The 25,556-nt window shown below is 36.8% G+C and carries 20 protein-coding genes and 1 pseudogene; 13 read left to right on the forward strand and 8 right to left on the reverse strand.

Going from position 1 to position 25,556, the window contains the following annotated elements:
• Positions 1 to 58 precede the first annotated feature (58 nt).
• The 3 genes from RCG19_RS14685 to rlmD all read left to right on the forward strand — a co-directional run bounded on the left by RCG19_RS14685 (position 59) and on the right by rlmD (position 4,103).
• Complete coding sequence (locus RCG19_RS14685; RefSeq protein ID WP_308107751.1) at positions 59 to 1,603, forward strand: fumarate hydratase; 1,545 nt, start codon at positions 59 to 61, stop codon at positions 1,601 to 1,603.
• A gap of 252 nt (positions 1,604 to 1,855) precedes the next feature.
• A complete protein-coding gene (gene pdaA, locus RCG19_RS14690; RefSeq protein ID WP_308107752.1) occupies positions 1,856 to 2,614 on the forward strand; it encodes a delta-lactam-biosynthetic de-N-acetylase in 759 nt (252 codons plus the stop codon).
• Between the two features lie 103 nt (positions 2,615 to 2,717).
• Entirely contained in the window at positions 2,718 to 4,103 is a 1,386-nt protein-coding gene (gene rlmD / locus RCG19_RS14695) for a 23S rRNA (uracil(1939)-C(5))-methyltransferase RlmD (RefSeq protein WP_308107753.1), read from the forward strand.
• Between the two features lie 96 nt (positions 4,104 to 4,199).
• Here the strand turns inward: rlmD and RCG19_RS14700 are convergent, their stop codons facing one another.
• The 3 genes from RCG19_RS14700 to RCG19_RS14710 all read right to left on the reverse strand — a co-directional run bounded on the left by RCG19_RS14700 (position 4,200) and on the right by RCG19_RS14710 (position 7,081).
• A complete protein-coding gene (locus tag RCG19_RS14700; protein WP_308107754.1) occupies positions 4,200 to 4,877 on the reverse strand; it encodes a recombinase zinc beta ribbon domain-containing protein in 678 nt (225 codons plus the stop codon).
• Between the two features lie 118 nt (positions 4,878 to 4,995).
• On the reverse strand, positions 4,996 to 6,366 hold the full coding sequence (locus tag RCG19_RS14705) for an MATE family efflux transporter (protein ID WP_308107755.1): 1,371 nt from the start codon (positions 6,364 to 6,366) through the stop codon (positions 4,996 to 4,998).
• 127 nt (positions 6,367 to 6,493) lie between these two features.
• Positions 6,494 to 7,081 (reverse strand): helix-turn-helix domain-containing protein, encoded by a 588-nt coding sequence (locus RCG19_RS14710; RefSeq protein WP_308107757.1) that lies wholly within the window; start codon positions 7,079 to 7,081, stop codon positions 6,494 to 6,496.
• Positions 7,082 to 7,748: 667 nt separating this feature from the next.
• On the opposite strand from RCG19_RS14710, the gene RCG19_RS14715 reads away from it, so the two are divergent.
• The 4 genes from RCG19_RS14715 to RCG19_RS14730 all read left to right on the forward strand — a co-directional run bounded on the left by RCG19_RS14715 (position 7,749) and on the right by RCG19_RS14730 (position 11,331).
• Positions 7,749 to 8,573: a CPBP family intramembrane glutamic endopeptidase gene (locus RCG19_RS14715; RefSeq protein ID WP_308107758.1), complete on the forward strand. Its 825-nt coding sequence runs from the start codon at positions 7,749 to 7,751 to the stop codon at positions 8,571 to 8,573.
• 915 nt (positions 8,574 to 9,488) lie between these two features.
• A complete protein-coding gene (hemH, locus tag RCG19_RS14720; RefSeq protein ID WP_166240923.1) occupies positions 9,489 to 10,421 on the forward strand; it encodes a ferrochelatase in 933 nt (310 codons plus the stop codon).
• A gap of 163 nt (positions 10,422 to 10,584) precedes the next feature.
• Positions 10,585 to 10,902, forward strand: coding sequence for a cupin domain-containing protein (locus RCG19_RS14725; RefSeq protein ID WP_166240925.1), 318 nt, complete (start codon positions 10,585 to 10,587; stop codon positions 10,900 to 10,902).
• A 60-nt stretch (positions 10,903 to 10,962) separates the two neighbouring features.
• Positions 10,963 to 11,331, forward strand: coding sequence for an arsenate reductase family protein (locus RCG19_RS14730; RefSeq protein WP_166240927.1), 369 nt, complete (start codon positions 10,963 to 10,965; stop codon positions 11,329 to 11,331).
• Positions 11,332 to 11,608: 277 nt separating this feature from the next.
• Here RCG19_RS14730 and RCG19_RS14735 read toward each other — a convergent pair whose 3' ends face one another.
• Complete coding sequence (locus tag RCG19_RS14735; RefSeq protein WP_166240929.1) at positions 11,609 to 12,133, reverse strand: VanZ family protein; 525 nt, start codon at positions 12,131 to 12,133, stop codon at positions 11,609 to 11,611.
• A 306-nt stretch (positions 12,134 to 12,439) separates the two neighbouring features.
• Entirely contained in the window at positions 12,440 to 12,574 is a 135-nt protein-coding gene (locus RCG19_RS23750) for a hypothetical protein (RefSeq protein WP_347564285.1), read from the reverse strand.
• A 551-nt stretch (positions 12,575 to 13,125) separates the two neighbouring features.
• On the opposite strand from RCG19_RS23750, the gene RCG19_RS14740 reads away from it, so the two are divergent.
• The 4 genes and pseudogenes from RCG19_RS14740 (at position 13,126) to arr (ending at position 17,035) form a co-directional block, all read left to right on the forward strand.
• Positions 13,126 to 14,118, forward strand: a complete 993-nt coding sequence (locus tag RCG19_RS14740) for a hypothetical protein (RefSeq protein ID WP_308107759.1) — start codon at positions 13,126 to 13,128, stop codon at positions 14,116 to 14,118.
• A gap of 1,142 nt (positions 14,119 to 15,260) precedes the next feature.
• Entirely contained in the window at positions 15,261 to 16,100 is an 840-nt protein-coding gene (locus RCG19_RS14745; protein WP_308107760.1) for a hypothetical protein, read from the forward strand.
• A gap of 386 nt (positions 16,101 to 16,486) precedes the next feature.
• Positions 16,487 to 16,609, forward strand: a pseudogene (locus tag RCG19_RS14750) (rRNA adenine methyltransferase); the annotation flags it as partial.
• A gap of 12 nt (positions 16,610 to 16,621) precedes the next feature.
• On the forward strand, positions 16,622 to 17,035 hold the full coding sequence (gene arr, locus RCG19_RS14755) for an NAD(+)--rifampin ADP-ribosyltransferase (RefSeq protein ID WP_308111001.1): 414 nt from the start codon (positions 16,622 to 16,624) through the stop codon (positions 17,033 to 17,035).
• 78 nt (positions 17,036 to 17,113) lie between these two features.
• Here the strand turns inward: arr and RCG19_RS14760 are convergent, their stop codons facing one another.
• Positions 17,114 to 18,667, reverse strand: a complete 1,554-nt coding sequence (locus RCG19_RS14760; protein ID WP_308107761.1) for an ABC-F family ATP-binding cassette domain-containing protein — start codon at positions 18,665 to 18,667, stop codon at positions 17,114 to 17,116.
• 531 nt (positions 18,668 to 19,198) lie between these two features.
• On the opposite strand from RCG19_RS14760, the gene RCG19_RS14765 reads away from it, so the two are divergent.
• A complete protein-coding gene (locus RCG19_RS14765) occupies positions 19,199 to 20,161 on the forward strand; it encodes a tRNA dihydrouridine synthase (RefSeq protein ID WP_308107762.1) in 963 nt (320 codons plus the stop codon).
• Positions 20,162 to 20,280: 119 nt separating this feature from the next.
• Here the strand turns inward: RCG19_RS14765 and RCG19_RS14770 are convergent, their stop codons facing one another.
• Together RCG19_RS14770 and RCG19_RS14775 are read right to left on the reverse strand one after the other, a co-directional pair.
• Positions 20,281 to 22,368, reverse strand: coding sequence for a sensor domain-containing protein (locus tag RCG19_RS14770; RefSeq protein ID WP_308107763.1), 2,088 nt, complete (start codon positions 22,366 to 22,368; stop codon positions 20,281 to 20,283).
• 134 nt (positions 22,369 to 22,502) lie between these two features.
• A complete protein-coding gene (locus RCG19_RS14775) occupies positions 22,503 to 23,945 on the reverse strand; it encodes a L,D-transpeptidase (protein WP_308107764.1) in 1,443 nt (480 codons plus the stop codon).
• Between the two features lie 382 nt (positions 23,946 to 24,327).
• Here RCG19_RS14775 and RCG19_RS14780 point away from each other — a divergent pair, with 382 nt between their 5' ends.
• Entirely contained in the window at positions 24,328 to 25,479 is a 1,152-nt protein-coding gene (locus RCG19_RS14780) for a C40 family peptidase (RefSeq protein ID WP_308107765.1), read from the forward strand.
• Positions 25,480 to 25,556: the final 77 nt, after the last annotated feature.

The raw sequence follows: 25,556 nt of genomic DNA on the forward strand, positions 1-25,556 counted from the left end.
AAAGTTGTAATATTATAAAAAGAATAATGTGGGGAACAAAGGGAAAGGGGTACTCGAATTGAATATTGAAAAATTCCAGGAAAGCATGTACAAGCTTGTAGTTGAAACTTCCACTAAACTACCAAAAGACGTACGTCGGGCTGTATTGGCTGCAAAAGAGCAGGAAAATGCAGGAACTAGTGCAGCGATGAGTCTTGCCACCATCACGAACAACATAAAAATGGCGGATGATCAAGTTTCACCAATCTGCCAAGATACCGGATTACCAACATTTAAAATTAAAACACCAGTTGGTGTGAATCAATTAGAATTAAAAGAAGCCATTCGTAATGCGATTGTCCAAGCTACAAAAGAAGGAAAATTACGTCCAAACTCTGTTGACTCTTTAACAGGTAAAAACAGTGGTGATAATCTTGGTGCAGGCGTGCCAGTTATCAAATTTGACCAATGGGAAAAAGATTATATTGACGTCCGCTTGATCTTAAAAGGCGGCGGCTGTGAAAATAAGAACATTCAATATAGCCTGCCATGTGAGCTCGAAGGTCTGGGTCGTGCGGGCCGTGATCTTGATGGCATCCGTAAATGTGTCATGCATTCCGTATACCAAGCGCAAGGACAAGGCTGCAGCGCAGGTTTCATCGGTGTCGGCATCGGCGGTGACCGTTCATCGGGCTATGATTTGGCAAAAGAACAATTATTCCGATCTGTTGAAGATGTCAATCAAAATGAAGATCTTCGGCGGTTAGAAGAGTATGTTATGGAAAATGCTAATAAACTCGGTATCGGCACAATGGGCTTTGGCGGTGAAGCGACACTGCTTGGCTGTAAAGTTGGTGTCATGAACCGAATTCCTGCCAGCTTCTACGTATCCGTTGCCTATAACTGCTGGGCCTTCCGTCGTCTAGGTGTCAGCGTTGATGCTGTTAGCGGGGAAATCAATGAGTGGGCCTACCAAGATGGTGAGTTCATTGATTTTGCTCAAACGGAGGCTGAAAAGGAAACAGCTGCTGCCTCCTCCGAAGAAGTGATTTCTTTAGAGGCACCCATCACTGAAGAAAAGATTCGCTCGTTAAAGGTTGGCGATGTTGTTCAAATTAACGGCTTAATGTATACTGGCCGCGATGCGATCCATAAGTATTTAAGTGACCATGATGCACCAGTTGATCTTAATGGCCAAGTTATTTACCACTGTGGTCCAGTAATGTTAAAGGACGAGGCTGGCGAATGGCATGTAAAGGCTGCAGGTCCGACCACAAGTATTCGTGAGGAGCCGTATCAAGGCGATATCATGAAGAAGTTCGGTATTCGCGCGGTTATCGGTAAAGGCGGCATGGGACCGAAGACGTTGGCTGCTTTGGAAGAGCATGGCGGAGTATATTTGAATGCTATCGGTGGTGCGGCCCAATATTATGCTGATTGTATCAAAGGCGTCGAGGGCGTTGATTTGATGCAATTTGGTATTCCAGAAGCCATGTGGCACTTACGCGTCGAAGGCTTCACAGCCGTTGTAACAATGGACTCACATGGAAACAGCCTGCACGCTGATGTCGATAAGTCATCATTAGAAAAATTAGCCCAATTTAAGGAACCGGTTTTTAAATAAGAATTTGAAGGATAGGCGCTCGATAGTGGCGTCTATCTTTTTTTGGCGCATTTTTTCGCTTGAGTGAGGCTTTTGTTCATATATCGAAGAAATTGTTCATAACATAAGTGATTTTGTCCATAACCTTCCAAGGTTTGTTCATATAATGAAATTTTTGTTTCTATCATCAGCACCCCTCATTTCCTTTATCCACCAATTATGTTTTCTCCCATAAAACAAACACTATAATAAACAAAAATAGGGGGAACATGGATGAAAAAATTATTCAGCATCCTTAGTATGCTGCTCTTGCTGATTCCACATGTTACATACGCAGCGGTGCCCAACAGACCGATTAACTGGGGATTTAAAAAAGCAGTCAATGAACAGCCGCCAGAAGCGGGCGCATTATATGATGAAATTCTTGCAAAGTATGGTGCTTTTTACAAGGGGGATCCCAATAGGAAGATTTTATACCTAACCTTTGACAGTGGTTATGAAAATGGCTACACACCAAAAATTCTTGAGGTCTTAAAAAAAGAAAAAGTGCCAGCCACTTTTTTTGTGACGGGGCATTTTTTAAATTCACAACCGGAACTGGCAAAACAAATAGTAAAAGAAGGGCATATCATCGGCAACCATTCTTGGAGTCATCCTGATTTTACTGCAGTAAATGATGCGAAAATTCGGGAAGAGCTCAAAAAGGTTAAACTCAAAACAAAAGAGATAACAGGGCAAAAGAAAATGCAATACCTGCGCCCGCCACGAGGTGTTTTTAGCGAAAGAACATTGCAAATTGCAAAAGAAGAAGGCTACACACATGTATTCTGGTCCCTCGCTTTCGTCGACTGGAATATCAATCAGCAGAAGGGCTGGGAATACTCATATGCCAATATCATGAGGCAAATCCACCCTGGCTGCGTGCTGCTGCTGCATTCAGTTTCTAAAGATAATGCAGATGCACTAGAAAGAGTCATACCGGAATTGAAGAAAAAAGGCTACAAATTTAAAAGCCTAGATAAGTTTAAATAAAGTGACCCAAGGCCGGATTCGCATCTTTAGGATTCGGTTTTTCGCTGTGAATCGTGTTATAATACGGGGTACTTAAGCTTGATGAAAATTTGGAGTGAATAAAATGAAAACCGAACAAAGTATTAAAATTCAATTAAATCAAACATTTCCCTTAACGATAAAAAGACTCGGCATTAATGGAGAAGGTGTGGGTTATTTTAAGAAACAGGTGGTCTTTGTGCCGGGAGCCCTTCCAGGGGAAGAAGTTGTTGTTGAGGCAACAAAAATTAACCCCAAATTCGCCGAAGCAAAAATAAAAAAGATTCGCATCAAATCACCACATCGTGTCCTGCCGCTTTGTCCGGTATATGACCAATGCGGTGGCTGTCAGCTTCAGCATTTGGAATACGGTCAGCAGCTAAAGGAAAAACGCGATATTATTATCCAATCGCTAGAACGACATACAAAGCTTGCAATTAATAAGCTTGAAATCCGTGAAACGCTTGGCATGGAGAATCCATGGGGGTACCGGAATAAAAGCAGCTTTCAAGTTGGCCAGAAAGACGGTAAAGTGCTCGCTGGATTATACGGACTTAACTCGCATCAGTTGATTAACATTGACCAATGCGCTGTCCAACATTCGCGAACCAATGAGGCAACCGCCAAGGTGAAACGAATTCTCGAGGAGTTGCAGATTCCTATTTATAATGAAAAAACTAGAAAAGGAATCGTCCGCACCATTGTGACTCGTGTCGGCGTACAAACCGGCGAACTGCAAGTTGTTCTGATTACCTCACAAAAGGAATTGCCAAAAAAAGAGCTTATTCTTGAGGAAATTGAAAAACAGCTTCCAAATGTGAAATCAGTGGTTCAAAACATAAATGGGCAAAAAACTTCGATTATTTTTGGTGAGGAGACCGTGCCGCTTGCTGGTCAAGAGTTTATTCAGGAAACCCTTGGTGACCTGCAATTTGAACTGTCAGCGAGAACATTTTTTCAATTAAATCCTACTCAAACTATTAAGCTTTATGATGAAGTAAAAAAAGCAGCTGGACTGACAGGCAAAGAAAAAGTAGTGGATGCCTATTGTGGTGTGGGAACAATTGGCCTATGGCTTGCGGATCAAGCGGCGGAGGTCCGTGGCATGGATATCATCCCTGAATCCATTGAGGATGCGAAGAAAAACGCCAAGCGCCACGGATTCACCAATACGAAATATGTTCCGGGGAAGGCAGAAGAGGTATTACCTAAATGGGTTAAAAAAGGTTGGAAACCGGATATTATTGTGGTCGACCCACCAAGAACCGGCCTCGATAACCAGCTGATCCAAACTATTTTACACGTAAAACCAGGGAAATTAATCTATGTTTCATGTAATCCATCGACATTGGCAAAAGACATCCAAACCTTAAGTTCAATATATGATGTTAAATACATTCAGCCGGTAGACATGTTTCCGCAGACATCTCATATTGAATGCGTGTCGCAGATAGTTCTGAGGAAAAATTAACCAGGTAAAATTGAAAATCGATAAGTAATCATAGGAATACCGTTATTATCTACCTCAATACGCTCAACAAAGTGATGGAGTATTTCCTCCGTTACTTCATGAAGCGGTATTCCGAAGATTTTCAATACGTCCTAAAAATTCATCATGTCGGAGTGAGGCTTCCAGCCCACTCCTTTTAAGATTTAATTCATTTATCCGTTCTTGATTTTCATCAGCAACTTCGCGGTATTCTTCATGAGTGATTTGTTTTTCTGCAAGCATCTCAAGGTAACGTTTCTTTTTTTCCTTGGCAGCTTTAATCTCGTTATCAATTTTAGTTAAAGTTTGAGTACCTTGTTTTTGTTTCTTTTGAGCTTCTACGGCAAGGTTATTTAGGTATTCCTTGTCATTAATAACTTGAGCCATTTTATTAATATCAGAAAGGATTGTTTCTTTTAAATCCTTTTCTTTTATCGTTTTATGAGTGCAAGCGATTCTCCCATGACGAGCGTAACTCCCGCAAATGTAACCAATTCGATTTTGCCTATACCACATACCTGCTCCACAATCAGAACAATATAGGACATTTGTAAAAAGATGTTTTTTTACTTTTGTATGATTTTTTTTGCGGCTTTTCATTAGCTTTTGAACGACATCAAACATTTCATTTGAAATGTTTGCAGGGTGAGTGTTCTTTACAACAAATTGGTTTTCTTCAGGAATACTGTGCCTAAGTCGCGATAGCTCCTTTGAAAGGATGACATCGAACTTAGGCTGCTTTGCGTCCTCAATCAATTGCCGTAATGCTCCTTTTTTACAACCTCCAGAATTTCCATCTTTTCCTCTTCCGTCAGCTTATTTTTGGGTTCCGGTCTTGGCGTAATAGGACGCTGATCTTCTTTTTTAGTAGGTTTTAATTAATTAGTGCCTTGAAAGATTTCTTTTTCCAAAAAAGTCGGTGGTAAATAGATTGAGCCAAGAAATTGACTATGAACGCAACTGGATATGCGAGCCATATTCCATCTATCCCAAGTCTTGTAAAATGTGATAAGGAGTATGCTACTGGAACTTCAATCACCAAAATACTTGTGATTGTAAAAATTGTTGGCAATAATACCGTCCCTGTTGCTCTCATTGTTGCTGAAAGTGCTTGAGTGTGACCCAAAATAACATAACTCCAAAATGAGATTATTATAAGATCTTTTGCAAGATTAATAGTATCGTAGTTGTCTAAGAAAATTCTTAAAACGAGATTTGGTATCAGGTAAAGAATGAGAATAAGAATACCACCAAGAAGATAGTTTAGTGTAATGGATATTTTCGTTATATGTTTAATGTTTGAAATATTTCCGGACCCCACAGCTTGTGCAACAAATACTGAAATGGCAATTGAAATACTCATCGCTGGTATTTGAACGTAGCTTGCAATTTGATTGACGATTCCGTATGCAGCCGTTGCATTGGATCCATAATCATTTACAAAAGTTATGACTGCAATTTCTGACAATGCGATTGAAATCATACTTATACTAGTAGGAATGGCTAATTTCAGTAAGGCTTTCAATACCGGGCCTTTCAAGTGGAGATTTTTCAAAATAATAAAATCTAATTTGAGTACATGACTTTTTTTGTGTAAGTACACTAATAGAATTACAAATGTAATGAAATTGGATAATACAGAGGCGTAAGCAGCACCATTTAATCCAAATTCCGGTAAACCGAGCCATCCGAAAATGAGAATTGGAAGCAAGGCGATATTTAAGATAATACTAATTAATAAGAAATAAAAAGGTGTTTTTGAATCTCCAACACCCCTCATAAAGGTTGTATAGCACATATATAAGAAAGTAATAGGTAATGTAACAAATAAAATACGTGCATATTCTGTACTTGCAACCAGAATATTCTCAGGTGTTCCCATCCATTTTAGAATATCTTCTGTAAAGAAGCCTCCGATTAGGGTGACAGCAATGGATATGATCATCGTAAATGCCAAAGTTACTCCAACAACTTCCTTCATTTTTGAGATATTTCCTCCACCGTACGTTTGCCCAACCAGAATGGAACTTCCAGATCCAATTCCGATTACAAAGGATATTAAAAAAAAGAATAGAGGGAAGAATGCAGAAATAGCTGCCAAAGAATCTACTCCAAGTGTTTGTCCAACGATGATAATTCCAAATATTTGACCTAATGATTGCAAAACACTTGCAAAAATGACAGGTATGAGAAAGACAATCATCGGTTTTGCTAAGACCATAGTTTCATTTAAAGATTTATTCATTTCAGATAACTCCTAAAAGGTTTAATTTCGAAAGAATCCCTCACTTTTTGGATCAAGATTTTGAAGTGGGGGAAAAACCATCGAGTATGAACATTTAAGTCATAACTCGTGTATTTTTATATAAAATTTATGATAAAATCTGATAGAATAAACCAAATTGAGTATCATACCATAACAGTTTGCTATGTTTACGTTTCGGGATACGTGTTTGTAAACCCCACTCAGGATACTGTTTTATTATTTGAACTTGATCACCTGTAGCAACAGCAATAAATGATATATAATGATCTTTTGTCATAGGATGATCGCTTGAAATAAACCATTCATTATCAATTTCTGTAATTGGTAGCTTTTCTTCGTCTGTTGCTTTCTTTGCTGCTAATCGTTCTAATTTTCTCCCACAGCAAGATAGGGTGATATCTCCCGTGGCTAATACAACATTATTACATGACGGACAGACAAAATAATTTGACTTTTTCATATTTCCTCCTACAAATTCATTCGACGATAATTCACCATCTAAAATATTTTCTATATTTACGCCTAATAGGGTAGATAAACTTGGTAATAGCGTGACATCTGGACAGCCATATCCACGCTCCCATTTTGAAATCGTTCGATCAGATATGTTCATTTGATCAGCTAATTGTTTCTGTGTCAGCCCTTTTTCTTTCCGTAAATTATAAATTAACTCTCCAACTTTACGATTATCCATCATTTTTTCCTCCTGCTCTATTTTCATCTTAGGGGTTTATATGGTTAGCATCAACAAACGCTCCGTAGAGTAAAACATAGGTAGAGTTTACCTATTTTCCTTTTGATCATGTTTTTATGACTGTAATCATTTGACTGTTTATAGCTGTTATTGGTTTATGGATACCTCCTCATATGGTTAACTATATGGAAAATAAAAATTAGGATTTTTCAAAAGTAAAAGCTAATTGTGAAAGAGTATACTTAAAGTAATGGGTGCTTTATGCATCGGCTATACTTAACTGGACAAGAGCAAAACTTACCCCATGTTTCGCGAATATAACTCGAAGTTTACACCTTTAAATAATGGAATCTGATAATGTTTGAATTTAATTGGCCTGACTCACCGAGACCTCGAAGATATGAATTGTTTAATTTTGAAAACTGCTTTCTTGATGAAAACTGAAATGTTTAATGAGTGGAAAAAAAGTGAGACAAGAAAATTCGGGAGGTACCAGTGGCACCATAGACAATAAAATTGAACACTTTGTGTATTTTTAAAAGTGGAATTAGAATAACACAACACTTATGGTAAAATATGTATATTAGACACCTGTTATCCTGAAGCTTTTTCATAATCCTTTAAAGGAATTTACATGGAAATTTATTAAAAGATAGGGGGAAGTATCATGAACGGGAAAAGGTTTAATGTAATATGGAAGTATGTGATCAATACATACTTGCTGTTTTGGGTACTGGTCTTAGGGCTTGGCGGGCTGGTATCGCAGGTCCTCCACGGTACACCTGCGGCGATGCAATGGGTTGTTGTAATATGCAGCTGGACCCCGACGATTGTGCTCCTGGTTATGTTGAAAAAGCTAAACCCCGGTATAACAGTAAAGGAGTTTTATCAAAAAGCTTTCAAAGAAAAATTGCGTATTAGCCAAATTTTATTTGTATTTTTAACCGCAACAGGCGTTCTCATATTATCGGCGTTGATTATATCTGCAACTCAAAAGACGTCCATCACTGAGCAACTTATAGTTAATCCATCCATACTTCCGAGCACTTTTTTGTTTACCATTTTTCAGGGAGCTTCCGGCGAGGAATCGGGCTGGCGTGGTTACCTGCGTCCGGAATTAGAGAAGCGATTTGGATTCATAAGAGGAAACCTTTCTTTGGGGGTAACCTGGGCGTTCTGGCACGCGCCGCTTTGGTTTGTTTCAACCGATTATAGCGGATGGTCGCTGCTTCTTTATATCATTGAAAATTTAGTGCTCCTGACAGCATTGACCTTTATCATGGCAGTTATAATGAAGAAGAGTGATAACCTTTTTAACGCCTTTTGGGTTCACTTCTGTTTTAATTTGTCGATGGTATTCTGTCCGGATGATGCTTATTTCTTTGTAGTATTTACCGCACTGTATTTGGTAGCTTCATTAATATTACTTGGAGGGTATTTACGATCCACTCATGATAGCGATACGAGGCAACATCATTTAAGAATAAATTGAGAGGACGCACCGCTTGAATCAGAATTTTACTAATTCCATATTTGATAAGTCTAAAGGCTTTAAATATGCTTTCCATTGGTGAGGTACTGAAATGAAAAAAATCGTAATAGTATTTTTTAATATCGCTTGCATGATTAGCTGCATGGTAGGGGTAATGCATTTTTTTGCTCCGTATTATTTTAAATGGTATTCTTATATACCGGACGCTCCAATTGAGATTTATCAATCAATTAACTACATAAATTTTTGCTTTTCCTTTTTGTTAGCGGGATTCAGTTTGCTGTTTTTAATAGCCCAAAGAAAATTATTTGATGGTTCAAGGGAATTAAAAATATTCTATGCATTCTATACTCTAATATGGTTTTCAAGAATAATAATACAGCTCATTTGGCCATGGCCTTCAAGTTTACAACTATGGTTAATTATTGCTTTTACCATGGAGTTCGTATTTACCCTAATTCCCATGATATATTTTCTTAAGAATACACGAATACATGAATAGTAGAATTGAAATAATATAATTTTACAATATAAGTAAAGCAAGGCACCTATTTCTAATTCCCTAGAGTGCCTTGCTTGTTTTTATTGTTACACCTGATTTATTTCTCCATAGAATTAATAGATGAAGTTGCCCAGATATAATTTGGCATCACTCCCCCTTTTAACAATTATTGTTACCTTTTCCAAGTGGTCTTTGGCATCGTAATATTGATACGCGTCAATTCTTTTTCAAGAATCGTTAGTTATTATAGTTATGGATTTACATCTCCTTAATGTACGTAAACTTCCCCAGTTTACTCGTTGCCCTTGAGAATTGTCTCAAGATTTCAGCTGAAAGTGGACTGTGGAAAACAAAAATCATAAGTTTCTAGGTTGAAGATTTCTTATACTACAATATAAATGAGGTGCGAAAGAATGGGGAAAAGGAAAATGGGCTTGCTCATAATGGCATATGGCTCTCCAGATAAAGAAGCTGATTTAGAACGATATTATACAGATATACGACACGGACAAAAGCCATCAGCAGAACTGATAGCGGATTTAAAAAGTCGGTACGATGCAATTGGCAGAATTTCTCCGCTTATGAAAATAACGAGTGAGCAAGCTATAAAACTTGAAAAACACCTAAATGATATACAGGATCAAATTGAATTTAAGATGTATCTAGGGTTAAAACACATAGAACCGTTTATAGAGGATGCCGTAAAAAAGATGCATGAAGATGGAATTGATGAAGCTGTAAGTTTAGTCCTTGCTCCACACTTTTCAACCTTTAGTGTGAAAACGTATAACGAAAGGGCAAGAGAAGAAGCAAGAAAAATTGGTGGGCCTAACATTATCACTATCGATAGCTGGTATAAAGAGCCTAAATTTATTTCGTACTGGAGTAAAATGATTAAACAAGTTTATAACCAAATGCCTGCAGAAGAAAAGTCAAATTCGATGCTTATTTTCTCAGCACATAGCTTACCGGAGAAAATTCTCCAATTTCATGATCCTTATCCTGATCAACTGCAGGAAACAGCAGACTTAATTGCAGCAAGTGCTGGTATTCCGAGATATACTGTTGGTTGGCAGAGTGCTGGGAAAACACCGGAACCATGGCTGGGTCCTGATGTGCAGGATTTAACAAGAGAATTGTTCAAAGAACATCAATATAAGGCATTTGTATATGCACCTGTTGGGTTTGTTTGTAATCATCTTGAGGTACTTTATGATAATGATATTGAATGCAAAACAGTAACAGATGATTTGGGAACAGCCTATTATCGCCCTGAAATGCCTAATGCAAATGATGAATTTATTGATGTCATGTCAACGGTCATACTTAAAAAATTGGCAGAGTAACTTTGGGAAAGAAGATGACCTCTGTAGCACTGGAATCATTTGAATGATAGAAAAAGAAAATAGCAAAGGTTAACGACTTTTATTATGTATATGGATGTTTTGCCGAATAAATGATAGTAAAGGTAACTTACGCATGACAACATCTAAGTAGGAGGATGGAAAATTGGAAAACTATGAAATTTCAATGTTTAGGAAAACTAGGGATAAGGGATTTGCAAAAGTCGACTTTTTTAAGGATGGATTTACAAATGGTTTTCTTTTGAACTTCCTGCCAAAGCAAATGATGCCAGAACATTATCATCCATCTTCACAGTTATTTTTCCACGTTCTACAAGGTGGAGGAACTTTTATTTCTGATGGAAAACAAACAGAAATAAGAGAAGGCACTATTATTCATGTTCATGGAACAGAGAAGATTGGTTTTGTAAATGCAAATGAAGATACGACTATATATGTAATACGTTGTTTAATAGAAGAATAACGTTGGAGTTATTCCTTTTTATCCATTTTTATTTTTAAGAAACAAGGTAGGGGGTATAAAATGAGATTAACTTTATACTGGCATCCACAATGCCAAACCTGTAGAAAAACAAAGAAATGGTTAGATGAACATCAAGTGCCGTATGAGCTATTTCATATAGGTAAAACGCCTCCATCTCGGGATGAATTACAAGGAATGTATGAAAAGAGTGGGTTGGAATTAAAGAATTTTATTAGTACCAGTACGAAAAAGTACCGTGAATTGGGAATAAGGGATAAAATAAAGGTAACGACGGATAAAGAATTACTAGATTTATTGGCATCTGATGGAATGTTACTAAAAAAACCTATATTGACAGATGGAGAAAAAGTCATTATTGGATTTAAAGAAGAAGAACTAGAGAAATATACAACAAATTCCAAAATATAAAAGCGTTTCACCGGAAGAAATACTCCAGAACAAACGGGTGCATAAAAGGTCTAAAATGGGGGTTCTGTAGGAAAACTTTATTTTCACTTGAACGGTGGAATGCGGGGGATTTCGGAAGGGTTTATTTTGGTGTACAAGTATAAAGAAAGAAGAACGAAATCTTGGTGTTGGAATTCGTACTTCTTTCTTTGCGTATTAAAAAGGAAGATTAACACATCAGTAATGTAAAACAGGAGTTGAAATAGAAAGCTAACTCAAAGTGCGAATTGAATGTATTTCAAAGAAATAACTTGATCGTATTGTTAAATATCCACGCTATGAGGAACATTATTATAGATAACCCAACAATGGTCAATCCCATAGTAATGAGTTTCGTTCCTAAAGTATTCATTTGTTTGCTAAATTTGTATGAATAAAAACCAATTGTTGCACCCATTGTATTTACAATAATATCCGTTACATCAAAGCTTCCTAAATAAGTCACCATTTGAACAATTTCCATGCATAGAATAAAAGGCACAAATATCATAACAAACTTTAGGTATGTATTAATATGCTTTTTAAATACCATCGGGACAAGTAGCCCAAATGGAATAAATGCTAATAGGTTGCCAAGAGCAAATATCCATAGTTTTAAAATATCTATAGAAAAGTGTTTAGGCAGCCACAAAGGAATCGAATCAGGTATTAACCAATACCGATATTCATGATGAATCATGGTGAGTTGCGGACGACCAAATCCGAAAAACATAAAGTATACCAATATGGAGAAATAAATGCCTAAGAGTATAAATAGATACATTTTTCTATCTCTTTTGGATTGTATCAACTAAAATCACTTCCTTAGTCTGCAAATGCAAATTTTTCGAGAGGCACGTTATATAAAAATAAATGACACAAATTATACTTATTATACAATATCTGTATTTGCTAGGATACGTTAGCATATAATCTAACGTTCAGAATGAAATTTTGGGAAAGGTTAGGTTCTACTATCGTTGGACTTAACCAATCACTTAAACCTACCAGCTCTCATGTGTTGCCACATACACTCCACGCGTGTAGAGTGCTGTGCGTTGATAAAATTAAAAGAATTAATAATCAAAAACTATGGGGATGGGACTGTTGGTTCTCTCAAACGGTAATCAACATCAACGGTTCCGTCTCTATGTAATTCTATTTTATCTATTAACCTATGAAGCACTTCAGGGGTTAGGTTATTGTGTTTTATAAATTTATCCAAGCCTTTTTTTAAAAATCTATTATTTATTTTTCAATCGATTGGTACCCGAATATTCTATTTAGGTCGTGCTTCACTGTTCCTTCTATATGGCTTCGCTCACACACTGATCACTACTAGCCTTTATCCCATGTTTATAATAATTACCACATACATACCCTTTTCGAATTTTTTTGAAATGCATTGCTCTACCGCAATCTTCCAACCATTAGTGTCAAAATTAGTGGAAAAGTAAATTGAAGTCTCGCCGTTTGTAAAGTTTTGTTTACTAGAAATTTGTTTATATGTGGATTTATTTTAAAAATAGTTATAGAATATTTACTATATTAACTGTGTTAAGCAGGATGCAGCAAAGCTAACTCATATTAAAGAATCATGTAATTGAGTTTTCATATATGCAAAAGAAAGCAGTGAATATTAAGGAAACTTGCAACGGTAGGCATAGCGAAGCAGCAGCTAACAAATGTTAGTATTGTTATATCATCCGTTATCACGATCATGCTGAGTCAAAAAGCTAAAAAAGAAAGTCACTAACTAAGGGAGAAGTGAACAGTATGAAATCATCTGCTCTAACTTTTGGAATATATCCACTAAGCGTTGCGGGAACACCCTTCGGTTTGGCTCAAGGCGAAGAGGATAATTATGAAAAGATTCAAATGGCACTCCAAGATCTTAAAGGTGATGCAAAGCATTTATTTTCAAGAACCTATCTCATCTATACAAAAAAATGGGAAACAAAAATGTTATCGCGAGCAGACCAGTATCTACATGCTGGGTTATTGGGAGACTTGACCGTTGGTTGCGGGGATTGGACGGATCAGCAGGAAACTGGAATAGAACTTCACAGTTGGCTAGAGTTTATTCGAAAGGTGATTCATAAATATGGCTCTCATTTGGCTTCCCTTCAAATAACGAATGAACCTAATCTGTCATTTATGGAAGGTTCGAAACCGTATATTATGCAAGCCCTTGTGGAAGGTGTCATTACAGCAAAGCAAGAAGCAAGGAAGCTCAATCTGCCATTAAAGATTGGATTCGGATCGGTACCGGAAAGCCAAGCTTCAGTTCCAGACTTTTGGGAGAACCTGGCGAAAATGGGAGATCGGTTATTCTTTGATTCTGTCGATTTTGTGGGTCATAACTTTTATGTAGATGTATTTGATGAACAACCGATAGATTTAGGAGATATACCAACTTGTGTTGAACAAACACTTCGCAATCTAAGGGAAGTACATCTTAGTTCTGCCGGGATCCCTGCTTCTGTCCCTATCCGAGTAACGGAAAATGGATGGCCAACCGGGAAGAATCCCATGACAGACCGTGAAAGATCTTATGAAAACCAATCGGAAGTTCTTGAGATGATAATCCGAACAATTTATCATTTACGTAAGGAACTTAATATATCACATTATGAGCTTTTCGGACTGCGAGATGCAGATAGCACAAAAGAGGACCTATTTCATCAATATGGAATTTTGCGGGATGATTATACTCCTAAGCCTGCTTATTATACAGTCAAAAAGTTAATACAAGAGCTGGGGGAATGAAAAGTAAATAAAAATGTTTTAGTGCTGTACAAGTTTAAATGATTTTCATAAGATGAATCATCCACAAACAGTCCATATGGACAGTTAACAGATTAGAAAGAAGCGCCATTTTGAGAAATAATTGATCAAAATGGCGTTTTTTATCATGCCATAAATGATTGTGAAAAATGCGTAGTTTGTTAACGAACCTTAACCAAGCAACTGATTTTAAAAACTTTTATCAATGTTACTACCACCAAATAATAATATCGAACACTTTGTGTATTTTTATAGGTGAAATTTAAATAACGCAACACAAATGGTAAAATATAGATATTAAGAGCCTGTTCTCCAGATGATTTTGCAGTGGGTTATAGGCCTTAATTTGTAACATCACAAATCAAGTACCAATGTTATTAAATGCTATAACAATTAAGGTTTATAATATGATATTCGGATGTTGGTGAGGTGTTGAAATGAAAAAAATGGTAATGGTATTTTTTAATATTGCTTGTATTATTAGTTGCATGGTTGGAATATTGCATTTTTTTGCACCGTATTCTTTTAAATGGTATTCTTATATACCAGATGCTCCGATTGAGATATATCATTCAATTAACTACATAAATTTTTGCTTTTCCCTTTTGTTAGCCGGATTTAGTTTGCTGTTTTTATTAGTGCAAAGAAAATTATTTGATGGTTCAAAGGAATTAAAAATATTTTATGCGTTCTTTACCCTTATATGGTTTCTAAGAATAATCATACAGCTTATTTGGCCATGGCCATCAAGTTTACAACTATGGTTAGTCGTTGCTTTTAGCATGGAGTTCATATTTACTCTGATTCCTATGATTTACCTCCTAAAAAGATATCAAAATATGAATAGGTAGAATTAAAATAATATAGTTTTACATTATTAATAAATCAAGGCGCCCTCTGTTCTAATTCCGTAGAGTTCCTTGATTGTTTTTATTATTCACCTTTTAATTCTGTGGAGTAACAGGCACATACACCCCACATATGTGGAGTGTGTTGTGCAACTTATTCTTGTAAAGTAAAGGATAATGTAATTATTTTTCTTCATTTGTTAATGACAAATGAAGAAAAGCAATTATACTGTAGGTTGTTAATTATGTTCTTTTAAAAAAGGGGCCACCACAAGTATGCAAAACAATAAATTAATAGTCATCATGCCTTATTTTTTGATGATACCTTCTATTATTATAGGGATACTGGCAATGATATCATATGGTGTAGACTCAAGTATTTGGATTCAAAATATAATCGTTTGGATTTTCGGAACCATTTTGGGGTGTGCTTTTTTAATCAGAAACAAGAAAAGTTATTTACACCAAGATAATTTTAGTTTGACTATTATTATTTTGCTTTTATTAGTTTTACCATTTTTGTTTGATGGATTAGATGGTGTTCATCGTTGGGTATCGTTGGGACCAATAAGATTTAATGTAGCGGTGATTTTCTTGCCTTTACTAATTATTCAACTTTGGCGTTTATCATTAAAACGTCCCATATTTTATACAGTAGGACTGACCTACATCGCATTAATCACATTGCTACTCCATCCAGATGCAAGTCAAGTAACTGCTTTTGCATGTGCTACTGTTGTTATGATCTGGAAAAATATTACTACTCCTATGCTAAAGATACTTCATCTAGCACTTACAGCTATTATTGTTATCCTATCATGGCTCTTCCTTGATGATCTAGCTCCGGTTCCTTTCGTAGAACAAATTATCTTTTTAGTTGCAGATATGGGGACTATCTGGCTAATTCTGGGTGTCATATCTCTTATATTATTATTGCTTCCCTTCTTTTTAGGGGGAAAGAAAAATGTTCTATCTTTATCACTAGGAGCTTATTATCTAATGATGATCATTGCAACTTTCTTTGGGAATTTTCCAATGCCAATCATGGGATATGGAGTATCACCAATTATTGGTTATTCAATCGCCATCACGTTACTTAACAAAGTTAATAGGTAAAAACATTTAACATTCCCAGTCTTAGGACTGGGGTTTAGTCTTTAATGGGTGTTTACACTACAGGAGTGAGAATTTCAAGCATGTGTGACAAGTAGCTGAGCATTATATGGTTTTGTATGATATTTCCTTTGAATCAATTATAATAACATTCGAAGAGATCCTTTAATGAAAGTGGAGGTAATTAGATGAATATAAAATTTGATCCAAATAACGCAGTTATTAAACTTTGTATAGGTGGGATGGGATTGGAGGATAGTGGAAATATTGAAGAGGCAATCAAGGTGTTTCAGAAAGCATGGGACGAAGCAACAGACGACTATGAACGGTTTATTGCAGCATATCATTTAGCACGTCAACAAACGAGTAGTACAGACAAATTAAAATGGATGGAAACATCTCTACAGTGTGCACAAAAAATAGATGATGAAAATGTGAAGAGTGCATACTCAACTTTATATTTAAACATTGCCAAATGTTATGAGGAGTTAGGTGATACTGAGAATGCAAAAAGAAATAATGAGTTGTCAAATTCATCTCAGGGTGCACCTTCTGATGTAGGACCCTTTTACCATGGGACAAAGGCAGACTTGAAGGTTGGTGATTTATTAATAGCAGGTGGAACTTCAAATTACGAACCTGGACTTAAAATGAACCATATTTATTTCACTGCTAATGTTAATGGCGCAGGACTTGCAGCTGCTTTAGCAAAAGGAGAAGGAAGAGAACGAGTTTATATAATAGACCCAACGGGTGAATTTGAAAACGACCCAAATGTTACAGATAAAAAATTTCCTGGTAACTTAACACGTTCTTACCGTTCAAAAGAACCATTAAAAATTATTGGTGAGGTAACAGATTGGGCGAAACTGACAACTATGGAGCGAGGTAAATGGCAAGAAAATATAGCTAAAAACAAGGGCGAAATTATTAACTGAACAAAATAGTCTGCCATCACTAGCCAGGTAAAATAAAAAGGGGTACCCAAGTAAAATTGGGTACCCCTTAATCTTTATTTAAAACACTTTCGTCGTCCAATCCTCACAATTCCAAATATCGGTCGCAATTTCACGATAGAAATCAGGTTCGTGGGATACCATCAAGATACTTCCGCGATAGGCTTTTAAAGCACGCTTCAATTCTTCTTTTGCATCCACATCCAAGTGATTGGTAGGCTCGTCTAGAATTAATAAATTCGTTGGTGTGTTAATAATTTTACACAAGCGAACTTTGGCTTTTTCGCCACCAGAAAGGACTTCGACTTTACTTTCAATATGTTTCGTTGTTAGTCCACATTTTGCAAGAGCAGCTCGGATTTCAGCCTGATTCATACTTGGAAACGTGCTCCAAATCTCTTCAATACAAGTGTTGTAATTGGACTGTTTCACTTCCTGCTCGAAGTAACCAATATGTTGATAATCACCGCGTTCTACTTTACCCTCCAGCGGATCAATCAACCCAAGAATACTTTTTAAAAGAGTTGACTTACCAATGCCGTTTGCACCAACGAATGCAATTTTTTGTCCTCGTTCCATTTTCAAATTCAGAGGGCGAGAAAGTGGCTCATTGTAACCAATAACAAGATCTTCGGCTGTGAAAATATAGCGACTGGTTGCACGAGCTTCTTTGAAGTTAAACTCTGGTTTCGGCTTCTCTCTACCCAATTCGATAACTTCCATTTTGTCCAGTTTCTTTTGACGAGACATCGCCATATTACGAGTCGCAACACTTGCCTTGTTACGTGCCACGAAATCTTTCAAATCAGCAATTTCTTGTTGTTGACGCTTGAAAGCAGACTCCAGCTGCTGCTTCTTCATTTCATATATTTTTAAGAAGTTATCATAATCACCGACATAACGATTTAACTCTTGATTTTCCATGTGGTAAATCAAGTTAACCACATTGTTTAAGAATGGAATATCATGTGAAATTAAGATAAATGCATTCTCATATTCCTGTAAATAGCGCTTCAGCCATTCGATATGCTGCTCATCCAAATAGTTCGTAGGCTCGTCAAGTAATAGGATTTCAGGCTTTTCTAGCAAGAGCTTTGCAAGCAAAACTTTCGTCCGCTGCCCACCGCTAAGATCATCTACATCTCGATCGAGTCCCACATCGTCTAAACCTAGACCACGAGCAACTTCTTCAACTTTTGAATTAATTTGATAGAAATCATTACTATCTAACGTTTCTTGCAATTCTCCTACTTCTGCAAGCAGTGCATCAATATCAGCACCTTCATCACCCATTTTTGCATAAAGTTCATTGATCTCTGCTTCCGCATCAAAAAGATATTGAAAAGCAGTACTCAATGCCTCACGCATCGTTGTACCTTTTTGAAGGACAGCATGCTGATCTAAATAACCAACACGAACTTTTCGTGACCACTCCACTTTCCCTTCGTCGGGTTGCAATTTTCCAGTCACAATATTCATGAAAGTAGATTTACCCTCACCATTTGCCCCAACTAGTCCAACGTGTTCACCCTTTAAAAGTCGAAAAGACACATCATTAAAAATCGCACGATCACCGAAACCGTGGCTTAAATTTTTTACGTTTAATACACTCATTTTCTTAACCCCTTATCTAATGTCACATGTGGATATCTTACTAGATTTTGTCTGTTTTTTCTATATTGAAGTTATTTTTTATCAAAACTGTAAATTTGAATTATATTTATGTGTATAACGATTGGGCAAAAGTCTATTATACAACCGAAACGGAGGGTAAGGTATAGGTTATTCTCATGTGGTAATAACTGTACAAAAAATGAAAGAACTGGTGGAGTTCTAATCTGAAATTTGCTATATAGTATATGGTGAATGAAATGACTTATTGTGAAGTAGCCGCGCGGTTGGCGTTGGCATAATTGAAAAGCAGTTGATATAAAAAAAATCTATACCATCTGCTTTTTGTTTATAAAAATACCATTCAGGACCGATTTTCGTTAAAATAAATAGTGCCGATTTTCATAGGTCTAAAAGGGACTTCCGTTTGATAACAAGTTATGAAGCATGATATAAGTAGAGGAACTAGACAGCATACTATTATTTGACCGATAGTTGGAAGTCGTCATCATAGTGAAGGGATTTGAGTTTAAAATGATAGATAATTTTTGGCGTGATTTACCACGACCATTTTTTGTACTTGCCCCAATGGAAGATGTGACAGATCTTGTTTTTCGTCACGTCGTAAGTGAAGCCGGCCGACCGGATGTATTTTTCACAGAGTTTACAAACTCGGATAGCTATTGTCATCCAGAAGGTATGAAAAGTGTGCGTGGCCGTTTGACGTTTACAGAAGATGAACAGCCAATTGTGGCACATATTTGGGGGGATAATCCCGAATATTTCCGTCAAATGAGTATGGGCATGGCAGAGCTAGGATTTAAAGGTATCGACATTAATATGGGCTGCCCTGTACCAAATGTGGCATCAAGAGGGAAAGGGAGTGGCCTTATACTAAGGCCAGATGTTGCGGCAGAACTTATTCAGGCAGCAAAGGCGGGGGGACTGCCTGTCAGCGTGAAAACACGACTTGGCTATAAAAAGGTTCAGGAGTGGGAGGAGTGGCTAACGCATCTTTTCAAACAGGATATTGCAAACCTTTCTATTCATTTACGGACAAGAGAGGAAATGAGCCAAGTAGATGCGCACTGGGAGCTCATTCCGGAAATCAAAAAATTACGTGACCGAATCGCACCCAATACGCTGCTAACAATCAATGGAGACATTCCTGACCGCCAAACTGGGATGCGGCTTGCGGAACAATATGGTATTGATGGCGTTATGATCGGGCGAGGTATTTTTAAGAATCCATTTGCTTTTGAAAAAGTGCCAAAAGAGCATAGCAGTAAAGAATACCTTGATCTTTTAAGACTGCAGCTTGATCTTCAAGATCAATATGCGGAATTATTGCCACGTTCCATCACAGGGCTTCATCGCTTTTTCAAAATATATGTCAAAGGATTTCCAGGAGCTGCAGACTTAAGAAATCAACTGATGAACACGAAATCAACAGATGAAGTGCGTGCATTGCTTGATAACTTTGGAAAAGAATGTTGATGGGATGGGGACGGTGAAATGATGTAACTGTCATTAATAACAGTTATTAATTCAGAAGGAAAAAGGGAAAAAAGATCCCGAAGATTGAGCAATAATGGAAAGTCTCTTCGGGATTGAATTTATATTTTTATTTTGTGGTATGTCTTAATTTCTTGTTGAAGGAATTTACGAATTTCAGTAAATGGTAATGGTTTACTAAATAGGTATCCTTGTAGATTTGTGCAACCAAGATCTTGCAAGAAATGTAGTTGCTCTTCTTGTTCTACTCCCTCTGCGATAATACCTTTTTCCAAGCTATTTGCCATTCCAATGATCGTCCGCACAATTGCTTCCTGCCCTGAGCTTTTGTTGATGCTTTGCACAAATGATTGGTCGATTTTCAATGTATTTATCGGGAGTTTTCCCAAGTAACTTAAGGAAGAGTAACCTGTCCCAAAATCATCAAGTAATACTTCAATTCCTAAGTCCCCTAATTCTTGGAGTTTGACAATAATATTCATAATGTCCTTCATCATGACGCTTTCTGTAATTTCAATTTTTAGAAGGCGTGGATCTATATTCGTTTCATTAAGAATATTTTTAACTTGGGTAACAAATAATTCTTCTTCAAATTGCCTTGTTGAGATGTTTACTGAAACGTATGTCTGAGTATATCCTAAATGATGAATTTCCATAATTTGTGTACAAGCTGTCCGTAGAACCCACTCACCAATCGGAACAATGAGGCTTGATTCTTCAGCAATTGGAATAAATTCTGCAGGGGAAATAAAACCCAGCTTTTTGTCCTTCCATCGGAGTAACGCTTCGAAGCCGACAATTTGTCCAGCACGTATATCTACAATGGGTTGATAATAGAGAGATAGGGCATTTTTATTTAATGCTTGCCGTAGTTCTTGCGTCAATTCCAATTTTCTTGATAAGGAACGAGACATATCATCATGATAGAATTGAAAGTTGTTTTTTCCACTTGCTTTAGTCATTGTTGTGGCTTGATCGGCTTGTTTTAAAAGATCTTCGGAGTCACGTGCAAGATCAGGATATAAACTTATTCCAATGCTTGTTGTTACGACATAATCTTTTCCAGCTAGATCAATAGGTGAAGAAATGATCTCAATTATTTTTTTGGCAAATAGCATTACCTGCTCACTATCTGTAATATCGTTTAACAAAACAACGAATTCGTCGCCGCCTTGTCGAGCTAAAAAATCACAGTGGTTTATCTGACTCTTTAGACGTTTAGAAATGATTTGCAATAATTCATCTCCAACTCTGTGGCCTAGTGTATCATTGAATAATTTAAAATGGTCTAAATCAAGAAAAAGAATAGCCACTTTTGAATTTGATTTATTTGATTCGGATAGTGTGGTTTCAAGATGTTTTTCAAATAATCTTCGGTTGGGCAATTCTGTTAACGAATCGTAGTATGCCAGAAAGTATAATTCTTCCTCTGCTTTTCTACTTTTACTAATATCGGTGGTCATCCCATCTAATCGGTCTAATTCTCCTAAATCGTTGAAAACTGGTATTGTTTTAGCAGAAAGCCACTTAATATCACCAGTAGCATCAATAATACGATATTGATAATCAATCGATTTCCCCTTTACTAGTAACTTTTGTTGTTCTTCAACAAAAGCAATGTCGTCCGGGTGGATCACTTCTTTCCATAGCAATGGAGTTTTCATAAAATCCGCTTGCGTATATCCATAAATTTTTAGACATGAAGGGGACATCTGGCAGTATCCATTATAACTAGGGCTTGAAGACCACAAACAAATATCAATGTTATTAACTATATTGCTGAGGCGATTTTTTGAAATTAATAGATCTTTTCTGTCTGTAATATCAATAGCAATACAAGCTACACCTATAACTTGATTGTCCATTGAAATAGGAACGGCAGTAACATTCAAATCAAGATACGTTCCGGATTTATTGATAATTGTAATATCAATCATTTTATTTATTCCATTTAAAACTTCGGAAAAACTTTCTTCATAATGTTTCCGTAAATCTTTACTAATCAAGGAATGGAAGGAAGACTGAAGTAGTTCTTCTTGTGTAAAACCAGTTAATTCTTCCAAAGTTTTATTGATTAGTAGAAAATTACCTTCAATATCAACGACATAGCTTCCATCTGGATAATTCTCAAACAATGATTTATATAGTAAGAAAAGTGAGGATGTATCACTAATACCCTGTTGTTGCACAATAATTCACCTCCCTTAATAAGAAAATTGAAAATTTAAGGTTTACTAAAAACCCTATTATGAATACTATCGGTTAATTGTATTATATTGTTTAGTAATAAGGTATTACACATTTGGGACAGCCCTTCCATTTCTCAATATATAACAACCGGCTCATTGGTGCTAAGATTGTCATACACAGTTTTCATCACGCTCGGCGGAGTGTTGACGCAGCCGTGTGATCCTGCCGATAGATAGGCATTCCTTGCCCAATTACCTCGCCAGCTGGCATCGTGGAATCCCTGTCCGTCATTTGTAAAGGGAGCCCAATAATTAACATCGACCTGATAGGTGATTTTTCCATTTTCTCGGCCAGTTAGTACGGACGGTGACTTTTTATAGAGAATATACCATACTCCTGGTGATGTATCATGACGGGTACTATGATTGCCAGTAACAACATTTGATGTGACGACCAATTTCCCATTTTTGTAAATCCAAATTCTTTGCTCTGCAATGGAGACTTCAGCATATGTATCACCAATCCCATTGTTCGTAATCGCTTCATATCCGTAGCCTTCACCATTCCATCCATTTCCGTAAATATTAGCGGCGGAAACCGACTTTTCTCCATTTTCAAAAGCGTCCTTAATCCGTGGTACTTCTTTATCAACATCGATGGCCCATCCATAGCCTTTACCTTTAACCGATATCACCGAACCTGAATGGGTCTTAAAGGTGATATCTTTATTTAAGGTGGATTGGGAATAGTTAATCTCAGCAATCTTATTTTTGAAATCACCCGCATCATCAATCTTTATCTGCAAATCTTTTGATATAGAGGCATTTTTAATTAATTCGCTCGCGGTTAACGTAAAAACTTTATTCTGTACCTTATAATCGACAGTCTGGGCCAGGAATTCTTCCAGCTTTTTCTGTTGATTTTTTACAAACTCGCTGTCTTCTTTAATTGGCTGTATGTATGCTGGATTAAGACGGATTTCACTAATATATTCTTGCTTGTCGTAATCTTTCAAAAGACCGGCGACATCATACTGCTCTCCACTAATGCTGTTTGTGACAACAATTTTGCCTTGTTCCAAACGAACCACTGCATCTTGTGGCGCTTTTAAACCCTGGTTCATAGCCAGCAGCTTTTCTTCTACCTGCTTTTTCAACGTCTGATTTCTGAAATCATCCTGACTGCTTGGCATTAATGAATAATCCTTTGCTTTGGAAGAAGGAAAAAACGTCCACTGGTTCTTTAATAATTTTTCAATATCGGGCAGATCCTCATCCGTAAATCCCATCATGGAATCTGTTCCATCTAGAATCTGTTGATCGCCAACATAGACGACATTTGTTAATTTGGTTGCTTTTAATTTTTTTAATGCCTGATGGGCAGTCATTCCACCAACTTTGATACTATTAATCTTGATTTGTGAATTAAAATGCTTTGCCTGATAGTAGCTGCCAGTCGCAATGATGAGTGCGATAATAAAAATAATACCGGCTGTAATAAACCACCAGTTTGCATACCACTTTGTTGATTTTCTATGACGTTTTTCGATTGCTTGGATATCTGCTGCACTTTCCATAAACTTCCCCCCATACCTAATTCGCAGGAATCACTATTCAGTTCGTGACATTTATTACCGATATTTTAAAAAAACAGTAAATATTACTACTATTTTACAAAATGTCCTATTCGAACATTGTCGGTTTTTGTGAACACCTAAAGTTTTTATTTTCTTTTCTAACGAAATGATTGCTGTGAAGGTTACAAAAAAAGCACGGCACCAAAAGATTTTATAAAAGGGTAGAAGGGAACTAATGTCGATTTTTTGTCATATTTTTCTACATAAAATTACATTTATATTACAATACCGACAGATTCATTGTTTTTAGTCTTTTTAGACTATAAACTAGAAATATAGTAAAAGACCGAATTAATGATAGGAAACAAAAGGAGATTTTGCGATGATCAGAAAATTAATTAAATATACAGTATCGGCAGCAGTGCTCGCGACAATGATTCAAGCAACACCTGCTTTTGCCAATCCAGTGACGCAAGGACAAATCGATGCGACGCAAGGACAAATCAATGACTTTGAAACAAAGATGCAACAATTAGATAACCGAATTACCTTAGCAATGGCAAATAGTGAAAAACTGAATAATCAAATCAAAGAACAACAAGGGAAAATTGAAGGAACAAGGGCTGAAATTGAAGCAGCAAAAAAGTCCTTAGAATCTCATAAAGAAGTCTATTCCGAACGACTAAAAAGCATTCAGTTAGAGGGGAAACTGTCAATTGCTACATATGCAGAACTTTTGCTTTCTTCTACTAATCTTTCTGAGTTTTTAAATCGGTTCACTGCCATTTCGCAGATCATGGAACAAGATACAGACCTACTGAATGGTTTAAATGAAAAAGAACAAGCGTTGAAAACAGCAGAGCAGAAATTAAATAGTGAATTGGACAATTTAAAAAAGAGCCAAGATGAATTAGCTGCAGAACAAAAAAGTATTGAAAAAGATAAAGCTGAAGTTGCAACAGCAATTGTAGCTGCGAAGGACAAATTACAAAACCTTGAGAATCAGCAGGCTCAAGAAGAAGCTGAACGGCAGGCTGAAATAGCCCGACAAGCACAACAGGCTCAACAGGCTCAACAAGCTCAACAATCACAAAGGCAAACTGAAGGAAATCAGCAACAATCCGTAGTAAAAAGCGCTGCAGTTTCAACGCCAACGAATAATGTAGCTATTCCGACCAATTCTGGATCGGCAAGTGCAGTGATTGCGTATGCTAAACAATTCTTGGGTGTTCCTTACGTTTGGGGCGGAACAACGCCAAACGGATTTGATTGTTCGGGATTCGTATCATATGTGTATCGCTCAGTTGGCGTTAGTCTTCCGAGAGTGTCAAGAGACCAGCAAAATGTAGGAACAAGGATTTCTCCAAGTCAAGTACAGCCAGGAGATTTAGTATTCAGAGGTTCTCCTGCCTATCATGTCGGCATCTATATTGGTGGCGGGCAATATATCCATGCACCACAAACAGGTGATGTTGTGAAAATTGCATCGTATAATCCGTCATCTTTCTCTAGTGCAGCTAGAATATTACGCTAAAAAACAAAGAAAAACTCCGTCCCTTACAGGATGGAGTTTTTTTGTAAAAAACATCGCCTCCTTTAAAATTACATTAG

Origin of the sequence: Neobacillus sp. OS1-2 (assembly GCF_030915505.1) — a bacterium.
GTDB lineage: Bacteria > Bacillota > Bacilli > Bacillales > Cytobacillaceae > Neobacillus.

Coding starts and splice junctions, on each gene's coding strand:
- pdaA (WP_308107752.1), top strand. CDS start 1,856: ATGAAAAAATTATTCAGCATCCTTAGTATGCTGCTCTTGCTGATTCCA.
- rlmD (WP_308107753.1), top strand. CDS start 2,718: ATGAAAACCGAACAAAGTATTAAAATTCAATTAAATCAAACATTTCCC.
- RCG19_RS14705 (WP_308107755.1), bottom strand. CDS start 6,366: ATGAATAAATCTTTAAATGAAACTATGGTCTTAGCAAAACCGATGATT.
- RCG19_RS14710 (WP_308107757.1), bottom strand. CDS start 7,081: ATGGATAATCGTAAAGTTGGAGAGTTAATTTATAATTTACGGAAAGAA.
- RCG19_RS14715 (WP_308107758.1), top strand. CDS start 7,749: ATGAACGGGAAAAGGTTTAATGTAATATGGAAGTATGTGATCAATACA.
- hemH (WP_166240923.1), top strand. CDS start 9,489: ATGGGGAAAAGGAAAATGGGCTTGCTCATAATGGCATATGGCTCTCCA.
- RCG19_RS14730 (WP_166240927.1), top strand. CDS start 10,963: ATGAGATTAACTTTATACTGGCATCCACAATGCCAAACCTGTAGAAAA.
- RCG19_RS14735 (WP_166240929.1), bottom strand. CDS start 12,133: ATGTATCTATTTATACTCTTAGGCATTTATTTCTCCATATTGGTATAC.
- RCG19_RS14740 (WP_308107759.1), top strand. CDS start 13,126: ATGAAATCATCTGCTCTAACTTTTGGAATATATCCACTAAGCGTTGCG.
- RCG19_RS14745 (WP_308107760.1), top strand. CDS start 15,261: ATGCAAAACAATAAATTAATAGTCATCATGCCTTATTTTTTGATGATA.
- RCG19_RS14760 (WP_308107761.1), bottom strand. CDS start 18,667: ATGAGTGTATTAAACGTAAAAAATTTAAGCCACGGTTTCGGTGATCGT.
- RCG19_RS14765 (WP_308107762.1), top strand. CDS start 19,199: ATGATAGATAATTTTTGGCGTGATTTACCACGACCATTTTTTGTACTT.
- RCG19_RS14775 (WP_308107764.1), bottom strand. CDS start 23,945: ATGGAAAGTGCAGCAGATATCCAAGCAATCGAAAAACGTCATAGAAAA.
- RCG19_RS14780 (WP_308107765.1), top strand. CDS start 24,328: ATGATCAGAAAATTAATTAAATATACAGTATCGGCAGCAGTGCTCGCG.